The 17,044-nt window shown below is 33.8% G+C and carries 22 protein-coding genes and 3 pseudogenes; 21 read left to right on the plus strand and 4 right to left on the minus strand.

Annotated elements, in window-relative coordinates; translation table 11 throughout:
- Nucleotides 1-35 precede the first annotated feature (35 nt).
- Nucleotides 36-515, plus strand: coding sequence for a DinB family protein (locus MHH66_RS12830; RefSeq protein ID WP_063219097.1), 480 nt, complete (start codon nt 36-38; stop codon nt 513-515).
- A gap of 197 nt (nt 516-712) precedes the next feature.
- Here the strand turns inward: MHH66_RS12830 and MHH66_RS12835 are convergent, their stop codons facing one another.
- Nucleotides 713-1,306, minus strand: a complete 594-nt coding sequence (locus MHH66_RS12835; RefSeq protein ID WP_000914462.1) for a hypothetical protein — start codon at nt 1,304-1,306, stop codon at nt 713-715.
- Between the two features lie 220 nt (nt 1,307-1,526).
- Here MHH66_RS12835 and MHH66_RS12840 point away from each other — a divergent pair.
- The 4 genes and pseudogenes from MHH66_RS12840 (at nt 1,527) to MHH66_RS12855 (ending at nt 4,276) form a co-directional block, all read left to right on the plus strand.
- A pseudogene (locus MHH66_RS12840) lies at nt 1,527-2,158 on the plus strand (DUF4085 family protein).
- An 86-nt stretch (nt 2,159-2,244) separates the two neighbouring features.
- On the plus strand, nt 2,245-2,646 hold the full coding sequence (locus MHH66_RS12845; RefSeq protein ID WP_063219096.1) for an Rrf2 family transcriptional regulator: 402 nt from the start codon (nt 2,245-2,247) through the stop codon (nt 2,644-2,646).
- A 97-nt stretch (nt 2,647-2,743) separates the two neighbouring features.
- Nucleotides 2,744-3,647 (plus strand): annotated as a pseudogene (locus MHH66_RS12850) (NAD(P)/FAD-dependent oxidoreductase).
- Nucleotides 3,648-3,673: 26 nt separating this feature from the next.
- Nucleotides 3,674-4,276 (plus strand): class I SAM-dependent methyltransferase, encoded by a 603-nt coding sequence (locus tag MHH66_RS12855; RefSeq protein WP_063219094.1) that lies wholly within the window; start codon nt 3,674-3,676, stop codon nt 4,274-4,276.
- A 59-nt stretch (nt 4,277-4,335) separates the two neighbouring features.
- Here MHH66_RS12855 and MHH66_RS12860 read toward each other — a convergent pair whose 3' ends face one another.
- Entirely contained in the window at nt 4,336-4,833 is a 498-nt protein-coding gene (locus MHH66_RS12860; protein ID WP_078185620.1) for a hypothetical protein, read from the minus strand.
- A gap of 251 nt (nt 4,834-5,084) precedes the next feature.
- Here MHH66_RS12860 and MHH66_RS12865 point away from each other — a divergent pair, with 251 nt between their 5' ends.
- The 7 genes and pseudogenes from MHH66_RS12865 to MHH66_RS12895 all read left to right on the plus strand — a co-directional run bounded on the left by MHH66_RS12865 (nt 5,085) and on the right by MHH66_RS12895 (nt 7,978).
- Nucleotides 5,085-5,855 carry a DeoR/GlpR family DNA-binding transcription regulator gene (locus tag MHH66_RS12865; RefSeq protein WP_078185619.1) on the plus strand — a complete coding sequence of 257 codons (771 nt, stop codon included), beginning with the start codon at nt 5,085-5,087 and terminating at the stop codon, nt 5,853-5,855.
- Nucleotides 5,856-5,867: 12 nt separating this feature from the next.
- Nucleotides 5,868-6,464: a GNAT family N-acetyltransferase gene (locus tag MHH66_RS12870; protein WP_078185618.1), complete on the plus strand. Its 597-nt coding sequence runs from the start codon at nt 5,868-5,870 to the stop codon at nt 6,462-6,464.
- Nucleotides 6,437-6,775 (plus strand): NIPSNAP family protein, encoded by a 339-nt coding sequence (locus MHH66_RS12875; protein ID WP_078185617.1) that lies wholly within the window; start codon nt 6,437-6,439, stop codon nt 6,773-6,775. The genes MHH66_RS12870 and MHH66_RS12875 overlap by 28 nt, the downstream gene beginning before the upstream one ends.
- 16 nt (nt 6,776-6,791) lie before the next feature.
- A complete protein-coding gene (locus MHH66_RS12880; protein WP_002032706.1) occupies nt 6,792-6,965 on the plus strand; it encodes a hypothetical protein in 174 nt (57 codons plus the stop codon).
- Nucleotides 6,966-7,258: 293 nt separating this feature from the next.
- Entirely contained in the window at nt 7,259-7,354 is a 96-nt protein-coding gene (locus tag MHH66_RS28600) for a helix-turn-helix domain-containing protein (RefSeq protein WP_078185647.1), read from the plus strand.
- A gap of 115 nt (nt 7,355-7,469) precedes the next feature.
- Complete coding sequence (locus tag MHH66_RS12890) at nt 7,470-7,715, plus strand: DUF3977 family protein (protein WP_078185616.1); 246 nt, start codon at nt 7,470-7,472, stop codon at nt 7,713-7,715.
- 22 nt (nt 7,716-7,737) lie between these two features.
- Nucleotides 7,738-7,978 (plus strand): annotated as a pseudogene (locus MHH66_RS12895) (DUF3953 domain-containing protein).
- A gap of 47 nt (nt 7,979-8,025) precedes the next feature.
- Here MHH66_RS12895 and MHH66_RS12900 read toward each other — a convergent pair.
- Nucleotides 8,026-8,637: a TetR/AcrR family transcriptional regulator gene (locus MHH66_RS12900; protein ID WP_078185614.1), complete on the minus strand. Its 612-nt coding sequence runs from the start codon at nt 8,635-8,637 to the stop codon at nt 8,026-8,028.
- A 159-nt stretch (nt 8,638-8,796) separates the two neighbouring features.
- On the opposite strand from MHH66_RS12900, the gene kynU reads away from it, so the two are divergent.
- From kynU to MHH66_RS12925, 5 genes are all read left to right on the plus strand, one after another.
- Complete coding sequence (gene kynU / locus MHH66_RS12905) at nt 8,797-10,083, plus strand: kynureninase (RefSeq protein ID WP_002032712.1); 1,287 nt, start codon at nt 8,797-8,799, stop codon at nt 10,081-10,083.
- Nucleotides 10,084-10,085: 2 nt separating this feature from the next.
- Nucleotides 10,086-10,715 (plus strand): arylformamidase, encoded by a 630-nt coding sequence (gene kynB, locus MHH66_RS12910; RefSeq protein WP_078185613.1) that lies wholly within the window; start codon nt 10,086-10,088, stop codon nt 10,713-10,715.
- 33 nt (nt 10,716-10,748) lie between these two features.
- Nucleotides 10,749-11,588, plus strand: a complete 840-nt coding sequence (gene kynA / locus MHH66_RS12915) for a tryptophan 2,3-dioxygenase (RefSeq protein ID WP_000661975.1) — start codon at nt 10,749-10,751, stop codon at nt 11,586-11,588.
- A gap of 125 nt (nt 11,589-11,713) precedes the next feature.
- Nucleotides 11,714-12,631 (plus strand): serine hydrolase domain-containing protein, encoded by a 918-nt coding sequence (locus MHH66_RS12920; RefSeq protein WP_078185612.1) that lies wholly within the window; start codon nt 11,714-11,716, stop codon nt 12,629-12,631.
- 20 nt (nt 12,632-12,651) lie between these two features.
- The gene (locus MHH66_RS12925) at nt 12,652-13,287 is read left to right on the plus strand and encodes a Pr6Pr family membrane protein (protein ID WP_002142034.1); all 636 of its coding nucleotides are present in this window, start codon (nt 12,652-12,654) and stop codon (nt 13,285-13,287) included.
- 56 nt (nt 13,288-13,343) lie between these two features.
- On the opposite strand, the gene MHH66_RS12930 is transcribed toward MHH66_RS12925, so the two are convergent.
- Entirely contained in the window at nt 13,344-13,676 is a 333-nt protein-coding gene (locus MHH66_RS12930; protein WP_078185611.1) for a DUF3889 domain-containing protein, read from the minus strand.
- Nucleotides 13,677-13,821: 145 nt separating this feature from the next.
- On the opposite strand from MHH66_RS12930, the gene sleB reads away from it, so the two are divergent.
- From sleB to MHH66_RS12950, 4 genes are all read left to right on the plus strand, one after another.
- A complete protein-coding gene (gene sleB, locus MHH66_RS12935; RefSeq protein ID WP_002013086.1) occupies nt 13,822-14,601 on the plus strand; it encodes a spore cortex-lytic enzyme in 780 nt (259 codons plus the stop codon).
- A gap of 15 nt (nt 14,602-14,616) precedes the next feature.
- Nucleotides 14,617-15,957 (plus strand): germination protein YpeB, encoded by a 1,341-nt coding sequence (ypeB, locus tag MHH66_RS12940; protein ID WP_002032722.1) that lies wholly within the window; start codon nt 14,617-14,619, stop codon nt 15,955-15,957.
- A 26-nt stretch (nt 15,958-15,983) separates the two neighbouring features.
- Nucleotides 15,984-16,580, plus strand: a complete 597-nt coding sequence (locus tag MHH66_RS12945; protein WP_002085166.1) for a YhcN/YlaJ family sporulation lipoprotein — start codon at nt 15,984-15,986, stop codon at nt 16,578-16,580.
- Nucleotides 16,581-16,684: 104 nt separating this feature from the next.
- Nucleotides 16,685-17,041 (plus strand): hypothetical protein, encoded by a 357-nt coding sequence (locus MHH66_RS12950; protein ID WP_002127693.1) that lies wholly within the window; start codon nt 16,685-16,687, stop codon nt 17,039-17,041.
- Nucleotides 17,042-17,044 lie beyond the last annotated feature (3 nt).

Genomic DNA, 17,044 nt, shown 5'->3' on the forward strand with positions numbered 1-17,044 from the left:
TCTTGAAATGAATCTTTTTAATGGGGGGAAGTAAAGTGTTCCATGTTAAAGACGTATTAGCAGATCAGTTATTAGCAAATGCGAATGATCCCAGTTGGTATATTCCATTTTCAGATGCAGTTAAGGATTTATCTGAGAGAGAAGCTTTCTGGAAACCGAATGAAGAGTGTAATAGTATAGCTGAAATTGTACAACATTTACTGTATTGGAATACGACGTGGCAAACTAGGTACAAAGAATCAAATGTTAATGCTGTGCCCGCTATTGGTGATAATAACAAAAGTTTTATGCTTTCAGATAATCAATCATTTGAAGAGTTAAGAGAAAAACTATTAGAGAAACTATTACAATGGCAAAGTCTCATAAATGAAGACAAGGTTGAAAGTGATGTAATTGGATTTCCTGTATCTGCGAAGTGGTGGGAAGTATTAGCTAATGTAACGACTCATAACGCGTATCACATTGGTCAAATTATTTACATTCGGAAATTACAGAAGAGTTTTGATAATGAATAAGATAATAATTCTCTAATTTTATTTGAAGCAAATTATGAAGCATTATTGCAGGCGGTAGGATATGCTGTGCATGCTTGAAGGTAGAAAGACCAGTCTAAAATGACTGGTCTTTCTACTATTTAATAATATTTAAGTAGTAATATGTGTGAAACTATATAAAAATGTAGTTCCACCTATTCAATTAAAATGCCCTGTTGCTATTTGATTTCAATTGCTGAAGTAATATCGTTCCAATCCGCAGCTAAATTAGCAGTTTGACCATACCAATCAGAGTGTCTAAAGGAGACACCTTTTCCATATCCTTGAGTTGAAGAATGTTCCCATAGCGTTGTTGAATAACTTGCAGAAGGTGAAGCTGTACTTACAGAAGAAATTCTGTCGTTCCAGCTAGAAGGTAGGTTTTTAAAGCCACTGCTCCAATAAATATACTGTCCACCTTTATTTTGATGCTCATAAAAATCGGTACTACCAGCACCACTACCTAAAGGGTTAATTTGATTTTTAAGTGCCTTTTTATCCTTTTCAATAAAAGCATTCAATGTTTCTCTGCTAGTAAAGCCATAAGCTAACCAATCTCCATTTTCATTTTGCTTAGGTAGTACCATAGTAATTTGGATGTCTTTTTTTGATTGATCGCTTAATTTTGTGAATGAATTAACATTCTTTTCATCAACTTTTAAATAATCAAATGATTTAATTGTATTATCTTTTTCTGCAGCACTTACTACTCCTAATCCTCCAGTTAATGCAAAACCTGCTACTAATGTCCCTGCTACTAATTTCTTCAACATATAACCATCCCTTTTTGTTTAGATTTTTGTACAGGTAAAACTTGTACATGTAAAATGTATTCTAATTTCATATTTTTGTAAATATTCTGAAGTTTTAGAAATAATAGGCGGAATATTTACAGTTTTGCATTTATTCTTTAGAAAAAATAGCTATTGGAATGATATAATAAATAGATATATTGCCTTTGTTGGATGTTGAAATGTTTTAGGAGAGATATCATTGAAATATTTTACAAGAGATTGGTATAAAGAAATGCAACTTTCAGGATTTGTACATTTCATAGAATCAATAGAAAAATGTAAAGAAATAGATCCCGATTATTTACAAAGTTTGAAAGATGAAGTAGAAGAAAGGAAAGAAGATTTATTAAATTATCTTCCTGAAACGCTACATTCATACTTTTATAACAACACTATTGATTCAGAATATCCCCCTAATGAATTAAAGAAACTTTTGTTAGAGTGGACAGCAGATTATGAAAAAAGAATGACACAATTAGATCAATCATACTTAGAATATTTTAATTCGCTTAAGAAAAAACTTCCGTCAAACGTTGTTCAATTACATGAATTCTCACTGCATGATAGTGTGATTAAAGTAGTAAAGTGTAAGTCAGAATATACTTTGTCTATCGTATTAGATTGCACTGGTACTTTTAGTGATTTCAATAAACTTCAAGTTTTTTTACAGGAGTGACCAAATGTTCTATACCTGAAAATTTTGAAGGTGCTTGGTGGCTATACCATGAAATAGAGCTTACTGAAGACGGTTTCGAACTGGGTGTTTTATTTGACTGTCCATTTAGAGAAGTGACGATTTGTGCAACGAATTTATTACTTGAAAAGAAATAATATCATGCCTTTAAATTACAAATGTTTGACATGATGAAAAAATGAAGATATTGTAGATACATGAAGTCTGCAATAGGAGCCGTATTATGAAATATTCTAAAGCTACAAATTACGCTCTTCACACAATGCTTTTTCTGGCAAAGGCTACGCCAAATAAGTTAGTTAGTGTTCATCAGTTAGCGGAAATGCAGAATGTTTCACCAACATACTTGTCTAAAATACTAACTAAATTGACGAAGGAAGGCATGATTCATTCATCATCAGGACCTAAAGGTGGTTATTCACTTAGCAGTAATTGGGAAGATATCTCTTTTTTAGATATTATACATGCTATTGAAGGGAAAACATCATTGTTTGAATGCTGTTTACATCAGGAACCTGGATGTTTAATTAATGAAGTAATGCTTGCGGCAGAGGAAAAAATGGAAGAAGAGTTACGAAATCAAAAAATCGTAGATCTTGCGAAAAAAATAAATGTGGATTTTTAATCCGCTTTTATTTTTAAATTAATTAAGGATAAAAAGACTCTTTAATATCTATAATTATAGTTAATGAGTTAAGCTTATTCATGGAGGATGTTTATTTATGAAATGTTTTGACTGTGCAGTAATAGGAGCAGGTCCAGCAGGGCTTAATGCAGGTTTAGTTTTAGGGAGAGCTCGTAAACAAATAGCGTTATTTGATAATAAAACGAATAGGAATCGTGTAACGCAAAAGTCTCATGGATTTATTACACGTGACGGGATTAAACCAGAAGAGTTTAAGGAATTAGGGTTAAATGATTTGAAGAAGTATCCATCGATTCATTATTATGAAAAAACAGTTTTAACGATAACGAAGCAATCGACTGGTTTATTTGAGATTATGACATTAGATCATAAAAAATATTTGGCGGAAAGAGTTTTATTAGCAACAGGTATACAGGAAGAATTTCCATCCATCCCTAAAGTACGGGAATTTTATGGGAAAAGTTTATTTAGTTGTCCGTATTGTGATGGATGGGAATTAAAAGACCAACCTCTTATTATTATTTCTGAAAACGAAGATTATACGTTGCATATGACAAAATTAGTTTATAACTGGTCTACGGATTTAGTAATTGCAACAAATGGTAATGAGTTAAGTACGCCTTTCATGGATGAACTGTGTAATAAAAATATAAGAGTTATTACAGAGCCTATTCGTTCAATACAAGGTGAAGAGGGTTATTTAGCGAGTAGAGTTTCATTCAGGTTGGCACATTGAAAGAGCCGGTGGATTTATAGTACCTACTTTTTTTAGACCAAATCAATTTTTAGAACAACTTGGTTGTGAACTGCAAAGTAATGAAACTTTTGTAATAGATGATTTTGGTCGTACTTCAGAAAAAAATATTTACGTAGCAGGAGAAACAACGACTCAAGGTCCATCGTCGTTAATTATTGCTGCATCACAGGGAAATAAAGCGGCGATTGCTATTAATAGTGATATTACAGATGAGCGATTCTAACTAGCATTTAGAAGGAGGAGAAGAAGATGAATAACATGTGGGATGATCGATTTAAATCGGATGAATATTATTATGGGGAAGAACCTAATACGTTTATTCAAGAACAAGCATTTCGTTTAGCAAATTATACTAAAGTAATAGCTTTCGCAGAGGGAGAAGGTAGAAATGCTGTTTTTCTAGCAAGAAAAGGCCATGAAGTGACTGCTATTGACTACTCTGAGAGTGGATTAGAAAAAACAAAAAAATTAGCCGAGAAGTATGACGTAAACGTGCATACAAAAAAGGTAGATTTATTAACTGATGGTTTGCCAGATAATGAATTTGATGCGGCAATTATGGTATTTGGACATTTTCATACTGACAATCAAAAAATGGTATTGAATAAAATGATTTATATGATTAGGCCTGGTGGATTAATAATGTTTGAAGTTTATTCGAAAAAACAATTAAATTATGGTACTGGTGGGCCGAAAGATATTGATATGCTGTATGAGCCAATTGATATTCTTACTTGGTGTGAAGGGCATGAGGTTATTCATTTCTTTAATGGAGAACAAGAGCGAGTTGAAGGGAAAGGACATACTGGTTTAGCTCATGTTATTCAAGTTGTTATTAGAAAATCAATATAAATGTTATTGGATGTTGAATACTTGAATGTAAAAAGACCAGTCATTTAAGACTGGTCTTTTTATTTAGATACTAGATTATCAAGCTTCCAATATGTATTTGTTAATGGAGCAACTTTACTATCAATATACAAATACATGTTATTTAAGTCTTTAGGAGAAGTTTTCATTTCAAATACAACGTCAGTAGTTAAAGAGAATTCGTGTGGAACATTTTTATAGTGCTCGTCACCTATCGGATGAGCTTCACCTTCATATTTCTGACCAGTTTTTTCATCTTGTATGAAATATTTTATTTCCGAAAGATCAATAGTTTGTCCATCGTCTCGAACATTATTAATCATAACACGAGTTGTTAGGCGCCACTCTTTGTTTATTTTTTCAAATTTTGCATTTTCAACTGTTGCTCTATAGTATTCATTTTTAACAATTTCCCCATAATGCAGTGCATTCTTTTCAAAAGCGCTCTTTTCTTGTTTTAGTGCAGTATTTCCACTACATCCTGCCATTATTCCTGTAAATAATAATGCTGTACAAGTTACTTTAATTATAGATTTCATAGTAATCCCTTTCTCTATTAAAAAGTAAAACATAGGAATAATTTTACATCAATAGGAAAGTAAATGGAAGTATGTTTGTGGAATATGCAAATATACATTTATTTCGTTTTCAAGTTAATGGGATAGAAAGAGGGAGAAAAACTGTATAAAACGGAATAAATAAGAATTGAAAATATTGTACAAGGGAAGAGGCATGCATATAATTAAAATAAAGATTAAATTTCTGAATCTTCAATAATGGTGGTGATAACATGTTCACTGAAGAGCGTAGAGAGAAAATTTTAGAGTTACTTAAGAAAGATGGAAGAGTAATCGCAAAGGATCTTGCTGAAATTTTTGATATGTCTATTGATTCTATAAGAAGAGATCTATCTATTATGGAGAAAGAGAATTTATTAAAAAGAACGCACGGAGGTGCAGTTGAACTTACGCGAGTGAGAAACTTAGCTGCCGAACCATCGAAACGTTATCGTGATAGTTCAATAGATGAAGATGCGATTGCGAAAGTTGCTGTATCCTACATACAAGAAGGAGGTTCCGTTTTTATTGGAGGGGCTTCCATTCATTATGCCATGTTAAAGTATTTACCTGAAACATCATTTACAGTTATTACGAATGCTTTAGAAATTGCTAGTAAGTTACGGGAATATAAGAACATTGATACGTACTTAATTGGTGGAAAAGTGAAACCATCAGGAAATATGACAGATACACTTGCCTCTGAATTGATAAGTAGATTCTCTATTGATCTTTATTTCTCTACAGGTGGCGGTATTTCATTGAATGGTATAAGTACTGCGACACCGGAAGTTGCTTATTTTGGAAAAACAGTAAGTAAAATTGCTAGAAGAAATATTTGTTTAGCTCCTCATACTAAACTTGGAATAGACTGCTTTATAAAAGGAGAGTCACTAATAGAAATTGACCTTATAATAACAGATGAAGGGGCTAGTAAAGAAACGATTCAACAATTTGAGAAACAAGGTAAAGAAATTGTAATAGCGCCAATAGACTGCATGTAAAAGGAGTTTGAAATGATTATAAAAGGACAAGAGTTTCATATAAATGGATTAACTTATACAGTTCGTTCTGCAGCTGAGACAGATGCAGAGCAGCTATCGAAAATAAGAGTACAAATCGATGGAGAAACTGAAAATATGGATAGAGAAGAAGGTGAGGGATTTATAGATACGAAAGGTTTCCAGGAAATAATAAAAATGGATAGTGAAAAAACGAGAAATCTCTTTTTAGTTGTGGAAGTTCATAACCGTATCGTTGGATTTTCGAGATGTGAAGGATCGGACTTAAAGAGATTGTCTCATAAAGTAGAGTTTGGCATTTGTATTTTAAAAGAGTTTTGGGGATATAGAATGGGTAAGAGCCTATTACAACAATCTATTAATTGGGCTGATGCAAATGAAGTGAAAAAGATAGCGTTACAAGTGTTAGAAATAAATGCAAAAGCAATTCAGCTTTATAAAAGATTAGGCTTCGAAGTAGAAGGCATTCTGAAAAATGATAAGAGGCTGTCGGACGGTAAGTATTACAATACGTTTGTAATGGGTAGGGTGAATAGTACTTTTCATAAAAGAGGTGAAGAAGTATGTTTTACAGAAGGAAGTACTATGTAGTAAAAAATGAATTCATAAAAATATTTAATGATCATTTCAATGATACTAATTTACCTAATCAATTAAAACATGGTTCGCGTTTAATAGGAAGCTGGATGAAAGATAATAATGATGGTACGACTGATGTATTTGCAATATGGGAATATGATAGTTATGAAGATTATGAAGAAATTGAAACTAAAGTTAGAAGTGATAAGATGCATGTTAGAAGAATACATGATTGGTATGAAAAGCATGGCGGGAAAGAATATGTTTTACGAGAGTACATAATAGAGATGAAAAATGAAGAGTTACTATGTACTGTAAAATGATAGGGAGTGAAGCCTAATGGAGATTAAAACGAAATTATATATTAGTCTAGCATCCACTATTTTATTCGCAATAGCGATGATAATTTTCTTTATAAATAACAATCCGCAAAAGTGGTTTTGGTTATGTATTTTCTTTGGATCTATTATACAAAATATAGTGCTACTAAAAAAGAATAAAGAAGCGCATTGAAATATTCGAATTTTAAACATACTCGTATCTTTTTCTAATTATGTTGAAAACACTATTTCTCCTGTTCGATTGAGTCTTCACATCATGGGTAACTTCAATTGCCCATGCGATTGAACGTGAATTAGCATTCAAATACATCAAAATAAACTATATTTAATTCACCGCTTTTTAGATGAAATTGCTAGTGATGAAGAAGTTGTTATTTGTAATCAATTTTCAAAATATAAATGGACGGGAAATATGCGAAACGTAAATATCATTTTATTACAAACAATGATGGGAAATCAAAATAAATTGAGTTACAAAACGGAAATGTTTCATTAGCTGCAAAACTATTAGATGTGCCACGCAGTACATTTTATAAACGTATGCAAAAATTTAGGCTATAAAAGTAGATTTTTGTAATCTACTTTTTCTTTATGGGCTCACGTTCTGTCGGAATGTGCGCTTGCCAGGGAAATAATAGAATAATTAGAAAGAAGATTTCCTGAAGGGGGTTAGCATGTGAAGTATATTGAAATTGGAATCGGGAATAGGTGGTTCATTCGAACGGAAACCGAAAATAAAGATGGAACTGAATTCGAGGAACGAGGAATTATTAAACCTATTTATTTTGAGTCTTTATATGTACGGATTTGGTTTCGGAAAACGTGTTTTATTTTTGATACGAAAGAGGGCTTTAAGAAAGTAAGAAAAAGTAGAGCTGAGTATAAGCTTATTGTTGGAATGGTGAGTAGGTTAAAACAATAGAATCACACAGGGGGGTGTTTTTATGATTAGAATTATCACATTCATACTCGCTTTTATTATAATGGGCTATTCTATTTACAGTTGGAATGATGATTCGAAGCAAAGTATGCTCATTTTACAATTACTTTTAGGTTTTATGCTTGCCGGTATGGGGATACAAAACGTTAAGAAGGATGAAAAAAGAGAATAAGAATATGGGGCTTTTGCTATTACTTACATCACTTTTTTGTATTATTGTATCGTTAATAAAATATTTTAAATAAACCGTTACTAAGCATATTGAGTAACGGTTTTTTGAGGTTATAATGTGCTATTTATATAACCCCGTCGTATACATTACCGTTAAAGTATGTACAATTTCTTCTAATTCTAGTTCTTTATCATTTTGCACGATTGTCCAAAGAAACGTTTCATTCATAGAGAACCAGCCGCATGCGACAATCTCTTTATTTAACTCATTTCGTACTAATTCATTTTCCTGGGAATGAGTAATGTCTTGTATAATCCGTGTTACAAAGCGTTCGCGAATCTCATCCCATTTTTGACGTATTTCTTTTGAGGTTCTTATTGCTTCTTCAACAACTTGTAATATAGCTCTTTCTTCTTGTGCTAACTGTAAAAAAGCGCGCACTTGATTCTGAATCATATCTCGTGCTTCGGCCTTTGTTTGAGGGGAAAAAGAGCGATCAGCAATATCATAAAAGCGATTCATAACATCTTCCATCAAAACGACGAGGAGAGCATCTTTGTTTTTAAAATATACATATGCTGTTCCATAACCAGTTTCTGCATGTTTAATAATTTGCGTGATTGTAGTTTTCTGAAATCCGTTTTTTATAAACATAGTATAACCGGAATGTAATAGTTTCTTTTTTGTTTCTAAGGAGCGGTGTTTTCTTGTTGAAAGAGTAGAATTTTTCAAGGAATCACCTCTTTATACTGAAATATCTGAAAATATAATTGTATTGTAAAAGAAGTTCGTATATAAAGTCAACTGACATAATATCATTGACGTTATATCAATTTAAGTGATATATTTCAATTAGTTAGAATAAAAAGAAAATTAAAAGAAGGTGACACCATGTATAAAGAACCATTTCAACCAACTTATGAGTATGCGCTTGAATGTGATAAACATGATGAACTGAAAGATTTTCAATCTGAATTTTATAAAAAAGAAGGAACAATATATTTAGATGGTAACTCTTTAGGGTTGCTTTCAAAAAGAGCAGAGAAATCGTTACTTACCTTGCTAGATTCATGGAAAGAGTTTGGGATTGATGGATGGACTGAAGGTGAGCATCCATGGTTTTTCCTTTCGGAGAAATTGGGTGAATTGACAGCACCTCTTATTGGATCTTTACCGGAAGAAACGATTGTAACCGGTTCCACGACTGCGAATATACATCAAGTTATTGCGACGTTTTATGAGCCGAAAGGAATACGAACAAAAATTCTTGCGGATGAATTAACTTTTCCGTCAGATATTTATGCACTTCAGAGTCAAATTCGTTTAAAAGGCTTAGATCCAGATGAACATTTAGTACGAGTGAAAAGCCGAGATGGAAGAACACTTTCTGAAGATGATATTATTCATGCGATGACCGATGATATCGCTTTAATATTATTGCCTTCTGTACTATATAGAAGTGGACAAATTCTTGATATGAAGCGATTAACAGCTGAAGCTCATAAACGTGGTATTCATATCGGTTTTGATTTATGTCATTCAATCGGCTCCATTCCGCATCATTTTAAAGAGTGGGATGTAGATTTCGCTGTATGGTGTAATTATAAATATTTAAATGCAGGTCCTGGTGGTGTTGCGGGCCTTTATGTAAATAATAAACACTTTAATAGACTCCCAGGATTATCTGGTTGGTTTAGTTCTAGAAAAGATAAGCAATTTGATATGGAGCATTCATTAACTGCGGCTGACCATGCTGGAGCTTATCAAATAGGGACACCTCACGTATTAAGTACTGCACCATTAATCGGTTCTCTTGAAATTTTTAAAGAAGCTGGTATTGAAAAGTTACGTGAAAAATCATTACATATTACGAGATATATGCTTGATTTAATTGAACATGAATTAAAAGGCTTTGAATTTACAATTGGAAATCCATTAGAGGATGAAAAACGAGGCGGGCATATTTATTTAGAACATGCTGAGGCGGCGCGTATTTGTAAAGCGTTAAAAGCAAATGGGGTTATTCCAGACTTTAGAGCTCCAAATGGAGTTAGACTTGCGCCTGTTGCTTTATACAATACGTATGAGGAAGTATGGAATTCTGTACAAATCTTAAAGAACATTATGAAAAATGAAGAATATAAAAACTTTGAAAATAAGCGAGAGGTTGTGGCGTAAGCATGAAAACATCGCAGTGGATTGATATTTCACAACCGCTAAATAATGATATCGCGACATGGCCAGGGGATACACCGTTCTCGTATGAAGTTTCATGGTCAAAAGAAGACAGTGGCTCAGTAAATGTCGGAAAGTTAACGATGAGTATCCATACAGGTACTCATATTGATGCACCTTTTCATTTTGATAATGACGGTAAGAAGGTGTTGGATTTAGATATTCAAGTTTATGTTGGTCCAGCACGGATCATTGACGTTTCTAATCTTGAAAGCATCGGGAAAAAGGAATTAGAAAACTTTCATTTAGAAGGTGTAGAACGATTGTTATTACGTACATCTTCACATGGTAAAGTAAATGAATTCCCAGATGTAATCCCGCATTTACGCGCAGATATTGCAGCCTTTCTTTCTGAAAAGGGAATTCGTTTAATCGGGGTGGACGTACCATCTGTTGATCCTTTAGATGATAAAGAACTAGCAGCGCATCATCAATTATTTAAACATGGAATTCATATTTTAGAAAATGTCGTACTAGATCACGTAGTAGACGGCGATTACGAACTTATCGCATTACCACTTGCATTAACAGATGCGGATGGGAGTCCAGTTCGAGCTGTTATTAGACCAATATAAGTAGAAATGAACACAAAGGGGCGTTTGGCTAATATGAAAGAAAATGAAAAGGTAATTATGGAAAAAGGGATTCATACGGATTTTAAAGAGAATATGACGTACGGAGAGTATTTACAGCTAGATAGCTTATTATCTAGTCAACAAAGATTATCAGATCATCATGATGAAATGTTATTTATCGTTATCCACCAAGCGAGTGAGCTTTGGATGAAACTAATTTTACATGAATTGAATGCTGCAATTGAATCTATTAAACAAGATAAATTACCACCAGCTTTTAAAATGTTAGCACGTGTATCAAAAATTCAGTCGCAAATTATTCAATCTTGGGATATTCTTGCGACATTAACGCCATCAGAATATATTGAGTTTCGTGATTCACTTGGTCAGGCTTCAGGTTTTCAATCGTATCAATATCGAATGATTGAATATGCACTTGGTTATAAAACACCACATGCATTAAAAATTTATGAAAAGGACCCAGAATTACATGCTCGTCTTCATAAAGCACTTCATGCACCAAGTTTGTATGATGTGGCGATACAAGCCCTTGTTAAAGAAGGATTTCCAATTCATAAAGATGTGTTAAATCGTGATGTTACGCAGCCTTACGAAGAGGATGCAACTGTAGAAGCGGCTTGGATAGAAGTATATGCGGACGTGCAGAAATATTGGGATTTATATCAGCTTGCAGAGAAATTAATCGATATTGAAGACTGGCTACAACAATGGCGTTTCCGTCATATGAAAACGGTAGAACGAATTATTGGTCATAAAATGGGAACAGGTGGCTCTTCTGGCGTATCTTATTTAAAGCGAGTGCTTGATCAATGCTTCTTCCCAGAGCTTTGGAACGTTCGAACGAAATTATAAAAATAAACTTGTCAGCTATTAAATGCTGGCAAGTTTATTTTTTGTTTTAATAACAAATATGATTTAATAGAGAGAACGAAATGAATAACAAATATTACATAACCATTTAGATGGAGGAAGATTTCTTGAATTTCGAGCAATTACAAAATAAATTTGAAAAGAAAAAGGTTAATACATTTCTTGTTTATCAAAAGGGGGAATTAACGACTGAGTACTATAAAACGATAGATTGTGCAAATGACTTATTTAAAATTAATTCGATTACAAAAAGTATCGTATCTATATTAATTGGTATCGCAATTGATAAAGGATTTATAAATAATATACATACACCAATCACAACATGGATTCCCAATGTACCGGAGGAAAAGAGGGAACTAACGCTGTATCATTTATTAACGATGACAACAGGAGAAGATTGGAAAGAGTTCGGAAATGGGGTTGTTTTCCCAAATGATTTTGTGGAATCAGACAATTGGGTGCAATACATTTTAGAAAAGCCGCTTATTGAAGAAATGGGTACGAAAATGAATTATAATTCAGGTTCTTCTCACTTACTTAGTTACATCATTCAACAAGCAACTGGAATGTCGACGGAGCAGTTCGCGAAAAAGTATTTATTTGAGCCGTTAAACATTACGGAGTATGAGTGGCAACAAGACCCGCAAGGTATATATGTCGGGGGATTCGGTATGAAAATGAAATCTATAGATTTATTAAAATTAGGAAAAGTATGTTTGCACAATGGATATTGGAAGGGTAATGAAATCGTATCATCGAAATGGTTAGAAGAATCAGGTGAGGCTCTATTTGAAACGTATGAACATGTCGGGGCATATGGATATCACTGGTGGGTATTAAATAACGAAAGATTTCACATACCGTATTGTATGTATTTTGCTATGGGATACGGAGGACAATACATTATTATCATTCCGCAGTTAGAGCTCGTAGCTGTAATTAGTAGTCACATGCCAAAACGTGGCCTCGTACCATTAAAGTTATTTATAGAACAGATAAAAGAGAATTCCAATCATAAATAAGTAGTGAAATGAGGTGTTTTATGAGAAGTGCAAAAATGATAGCGATTTATAGACTGTTATTAAGTCTTCTAGCGTTTAGTGCACTTATTACTCAATTTGTTACAAGGGCACAAGTGAAACCGTTCAATCCAGTTAACTTTTTTAGTTTCTTCACAATTGAAAGTAATATTTTAGTTGCGGTAATTCTACTATTTAGTAGTTTGGGGACAGCCCTATTTGGACGTTCCGAGCAGTTTGGAGTTCTTCGCGGTGCAGCTACAGTATACATACTGACAACAGGACTTATTTATTTTTTGTTATTAAGGGGATTAGAAGAGTCACTTCAAACACCGATACCGTGGGTCAATACTGTGTTTCATTACATCATGCCGTTAGCGATGATTTTAGATTGGGTTATAAATCCACCTACGAAGACCATTACATGGAAACAGGCTGCGAGTTGGCTTGTTTTCCCGCTTTTATATGTTGTCTATAGCTTAATACGCGGGCCATTCGTGAATTGGTACCCATATCCGTTTTTAGATCCGAGAATAGGTGGATATGGGAGAGTATTTTTATATAGTATAGGGATATCCGTTGTTATTGGAGCTATTTGCGGATTAGTAAAGATGTTAGGGAATCGATCTTTGCATATAAAAAATAATCCTCCTTATTAAGGAAGAAGTACATAAAGAAACCTCTGTCTGTATGTAAAGACGGAGGTTTTTTTGTTTTACCGACTTGTCTTCTGAAAGGACATCTTTAAAAATTCCTCTGTTTTCGTATCAAACTCTACATCCACAAAAACACCATACTCTTTTCCACCCTCACGTAGCCATAATTTAAACTTTTCAACTGTTATTTGAACAGTTTTTGGTTGTCTACCTATATGAAGGTAATCGATAATCTCAGCTTTCGGATATTGTTCTTTCGTTTTTTCAACGGCTAGTTTACCCCATTTTGCATATGGCGGCTGTGCGTGAACAATAGATGGGTCGGTATGTATATTTGAACATGTTATTATTAAAAAAAATATAAATGCTGTACGTACGAAGAATCGCTTCATAATAAGCTCCTTTTATTCTTTTTGTATATTGTTTACATATTTCTTCAAGCATATAAGTTTGGATTTTTTTGTCTTCTTTACATAAAAGCGAGGGTTTTACAAAACATAACCATGAAATCATTTCCGTAATTAAGGAGGGAAATACATGCGTCAAAAAGCTGTTTTTAAGATAGCGATTTTGCTTGTCTTTATCGGGCTATCTTTAATGGTAAGTAGTATACAGACCAAAAATGTGGAAGCCTTTTCTAATCAAGTGATTCAAAGAGGGGCGTCTGGAGAAGATGTCATTGAACTGCAAACTCGTTTGAAATATAACGGATTTTATACGGGGAAAGTTGATGGTGTTTTCGGATGGGGTACATATTGGGCGCTTCGAAACTTTCAGCAAAAATTCGGATTGCCAGTTGATGGTTTAGCGGGTGCTAAAACGAAGCAAATGCTTGTAAAGGCAACGAAGTATGATAAGTCGACCGCTAATAAAGATACTACAACTAATAAAGGGAACAGTGGTGGAGGTACACAGGAAAATAAGCCGCCAAAAAGTACAGGGACAAATGTTCCAAACGGTTATTCTCAAAATGACATTCAGTTAATGGCAAACGCTGTATACGGAGAATCCCGTGGTGAGCCGTATTTAGGACAAGTTGCAGTAGCTGCGGTTATTTTAAACCGTGTCACAAGTGCATCATTTCCAAATACTGTTTCAGGAGTAATCTTTGAGCCGAGAGCATTTACAGCAGTAGCAGATGGACAAATATATTTAACGCCAAATGAAAATGCGAAAAAAGCCGTATTAGATGCGATCAATGGATGGGACCCAACTGGGAATGCATTATATTATTTCAACCCAGATACTGCGACAAGTAAATGGATCTGGACTCGTCCACAAATTAAAAAAATTGGTAAGCATATTTTCTGTAAATAGAGCGGAGGTGGAAACATGTTACGAGGTATTATCATCGTATTGTTAACAGTAGGTGTAGTCGGAACAGGGTATTGGGGCTATAAAGAGCATCAAGAGAAAAATGCAGTATTAATTCGAGCGGAAAATAGTTATCAGCGTGCGTTTCATGATTTAGCATATGAAGTTGATTTATTACACGATAAAATTGGAACAACACTGGCGATGAATTCACGTTCCTCATTATCGCCAGCTTTAGTAGATGTATGGCGTTTAACATCAGAGGCTCGTTCTGATGTAGGACAATTACCTTTAACATTAATGCCATTTAATAAAACGGAAGAGTTCCTTGCGAATATCGGTGATTTTAGTTATCGTGCAGCGGTTCGTGATTTAGAAAAAGATCCGTTAAATGATCAAGAATATAAAACGTTACAAGGTTTATATTCAAATGCAGCAAATATACAAGATGAACTGAGAAAAGTGCAGCATCTTGTATTGAAAAATAATCTTCGCTGGATGGATGTAGAAATGGCTCTTGCGTCAAACCAAGATCCAGCAGATAACACAATTATCGATGGATTAAAGACGGTAGAAAAGAATGTAACATCATACTCGTCCACAAACTTTGGACCGACTTTTACAAGTGCACAAAAGAATAAAAAAGGCGGATTTGAAGCAAAAGGAAAGGCGATTTCGAAAGCGGAAGCGGAAAAAATCGCGAAATCATTTTTAAACTTAAAAGGGAATGAAAAAGTAGAAGTTGAGAAAAGTGGAAAAGGTGCAAAAGAATCATTCTACAGTGTGAAAATTCAAGATCCAGCAACGAACAATGAGTATTATATGGATATTACCGGAAAAGGTGGATATCCAATTTGGGTAATGAACAACCGAGAAATTAAAGAGCAAAAAATCAGTTTAAATGATGCAGGAAGTAAAGGATTAACATTTTTAAAGGATCACAAGTTTACAAATATGGAGCTGTTTGATAGTTCTCAATATGATAATATCGGTGTGTTTACGTACGTTGTAAATGAAAATGGAGTGCGTATTTATCCAGAAGCAATCCAAATGAAAATTGCTTTAGATGATGGGTCGATTGTTGGTTTTTCCGCAAAGGAATATTTAGCATCACATCAAAAACGAACGATTCCGAGTGCGAAGCTAACCGCTGCTGAGGCGAGAAAGAAAATTAACCCCGATGTAAAAGTTATGGAAGAACGTAAAGCTGTAGTAGTAAATGACTTGCATAATGAAGTACTTTGTTATGAATATATTGGTACTTTAGGGAAAGATACGTACCAAATTTTCATTAACGCAAATAGCGGTGCAGAAGAAAAAGTGAAGAAGATGCAAGCTGTTGAGAAAATTTATGATTAAACATCAATGATAAAGTGGTGAAAATAATGAAAATCATTATATATATGTTAATGCTTTGTTTCGTTATTACTGGATGTAGCATTGGAAAAAAAGACAATCCTAATGAAAAGCCAGAACAAAAAAATGTCTCGATGAAAAATGTTACGTATACAAATAAATCAAATAAGCCAAATGAAAAAGCAGCTGATCATCTGGCATCTTTAGCTGCAAGTATACCTGGTGTAAACGATGCGACAGCAGTAGTAGTTGGGAAGTATGCTGTTGTAGGTATTGATGTGAAAGCGAAACTTGATCGAACTCGCGTTGAGTCAATTAAGTATTCTGTTGCAGAAAGTTTAAAGAATGACCCGAACGGTGCAAATGCAGTCGTTGTAGCAGATGTTGATACGTATGAAAGACTAAAACAAATAGGCAAGCAAATTAAAAAAGGTAAAACTGGTGAAGGCATACTTGATGAATTAGCAGCAATTGTTGGCCGAGTAATGCCGCAAGTTCCAAATGATATGATTGAAAATAGAGAAACGAATCCGATTAAAGATAATGATAAACAATTACCAAAAGATGAAGAACAAGAACTACGAAAAGAACAAGAAGATCAGTCAAATAACCATTTGAAAAAATAGTGAAAACCCCGTACTAAATTGTACGGGGTTTTTCTTCAAGATTAAATATTCAGTTTATTTTTAAGGGAATATATGGTTTAATAATGAGGGGAGGGACAGCCGTTATGATGAAAAAAAGCGCACTCATATTAGGTAGTTTATGCATAGGTTTTAGTATGACAGCGTGTGACCAGAAGAAAGAAGTGAAGAAGAAAACAGCTATGTCTTCTACTATAACGGAAAATAAAAAGCAAGAGACCATTAATATAAATCATTTCTCAAATATTAATGAAGGAATGACTTATTTAGAAGTGAAAGATTTAATCGGTTTTGAAGGGGATTTACTCATAGAAGAAGGGGAAGAACATTCTACACGAATTAAGCAAATTTTTGCTTGGAAAGGAAACGATCCAAAATCATTTGCTAAAATAACATTTTTGGATGGAAAAGTGCATTCTAAAACACAGCAAGGTTTAAGTTAATAA

It is taken from the genome of Bacillus sp. FSL H8-0492 (genome assembly GCF_038006145.1).
In the GTDB taxonomy this organism is placed as follows: Bacteria; Bacillota; Bacilli; order Bacillales; family Bacillaceae_G; genus Bacillus_A; species Bacillus_A mycoides.

Excerpts from the sequence above, each read along its gene's own strand:
- MHH66_RS12835 (WP_000914462.1), bottom strand. The coding sequence starts at position 1,306 with ATGTTGAAGAAATTAGTAGCAGGGACATTAGTAGCAGGTTTTGCATTA.
- MHH66_RS12845 (WP_063219096.1), top strand. The coding sequence starts at position 2,245 with ATGAAATATTCTAAAGCTACAAATTACGCTCTTCACACAATGCTTTTT.
- MHH66_RS12855 (WP_063219094.1), top strand. The coding sequence starts at position 3,674 with ATGAATAACATGTGGGATGATCGATTTAAATCGGATGAATATTATTAT.
- MHH66_RS12860 (WP_078185620.1), bottom strand. The coding sequence starts at position 4,833 with ATGAAATCTATAATTAAAGTAACTTGTACAGCATTATTATTTACAGGA.
- MHH66_RS12865 (WP_078185619.1), top strand. The coding sequence starts at position 5,085 with ATGTTCACTGAAGAGCGTAGAGAGAAAATTTTAGAGTTACTTAAGAAA.
- MHH66_RS12870 (WP_078185618.1), top strand. The coding sequence starts at position 5,868 with ATGATTATAAAAGGACAAGAGTTTCATATAAATGGATTAACTTATACA.
- MHH66_RS12875 (WP_078185617.1), top strand. The coding sequence starts at position 6,437 with ATGTTTTACAGAAGGAAGTACTATGTAGTAAAAAATGAATTCATAAAA.
- MHH66_RS12880 (WP_002032706.1), top strand. The coding sequence starts at position 6,792 with ATGGAGATTAAAACGAAATTATATATTAGTCTAGCATCCACTATTTTA.
- kynU (WP_002032712.1), top strand. The coding sequence starts at position 8,797 with ATGTATAAAGAACCATTTCAACCAACTTATGAGTATGCGCTTGAATGT.
- kynB (WP_078185613.1), top strand. The coding sequence starts at position 10,086 with ATGAAAACATCGCAGTGGATTGATATTTCACAACCGCTAAATAATGAT.
- kynA (WP_000661975.1), top strand. The coding sequence starts at position 10,749 with ATGAAAGAAAATGAAAAGGTAATTATGGAAAAAGGGATTCATACGGAT.
- MHH66_RS12925 (WP_002142034.1), top strand. The coding sequence starts at position 12,652 with ATGAGAAGTGCAAAAATGATAGCGATTTATAGACTGTTATTAAGTCTT.
- MHH66_RS12930 (WP_078185611.1), bottom strand. The coding sequence starts at position 13,676 with ATGAAGCGATTCTTCGTACGTACAGCATTTATATTTTTTTTAATAATA.
- sleB (WP_002013086.1), top strand. The coding sequence starts at position 13,822 with ATGCGTCAAAAAGCTGTTTTTAAGATAGCGATTTTGCTTGTCTTTATC.
- ypeB (WP_002032722.1), top strand. The coding sequence starts at position 14,617 with ATGTTACGAGGTATTATCATCGTATTGTTAACAGTAGGTGTAGTCGGA.
- MHH66_RS12945 (WP_002085166.1), top strand. The coding sequence starts at position 15,984 with ATGAAAATCATTATATATATGTTAATGCTTTGTTTCGTTATTACTGGA.
- MHH66_RS12950 (WP_002127693.1), top strand. The coding sequence starts at position 16,685 with ATGATGAAAAAAAGCGCACTCATATTAGGTAGTTTATGCATAGGTTTT.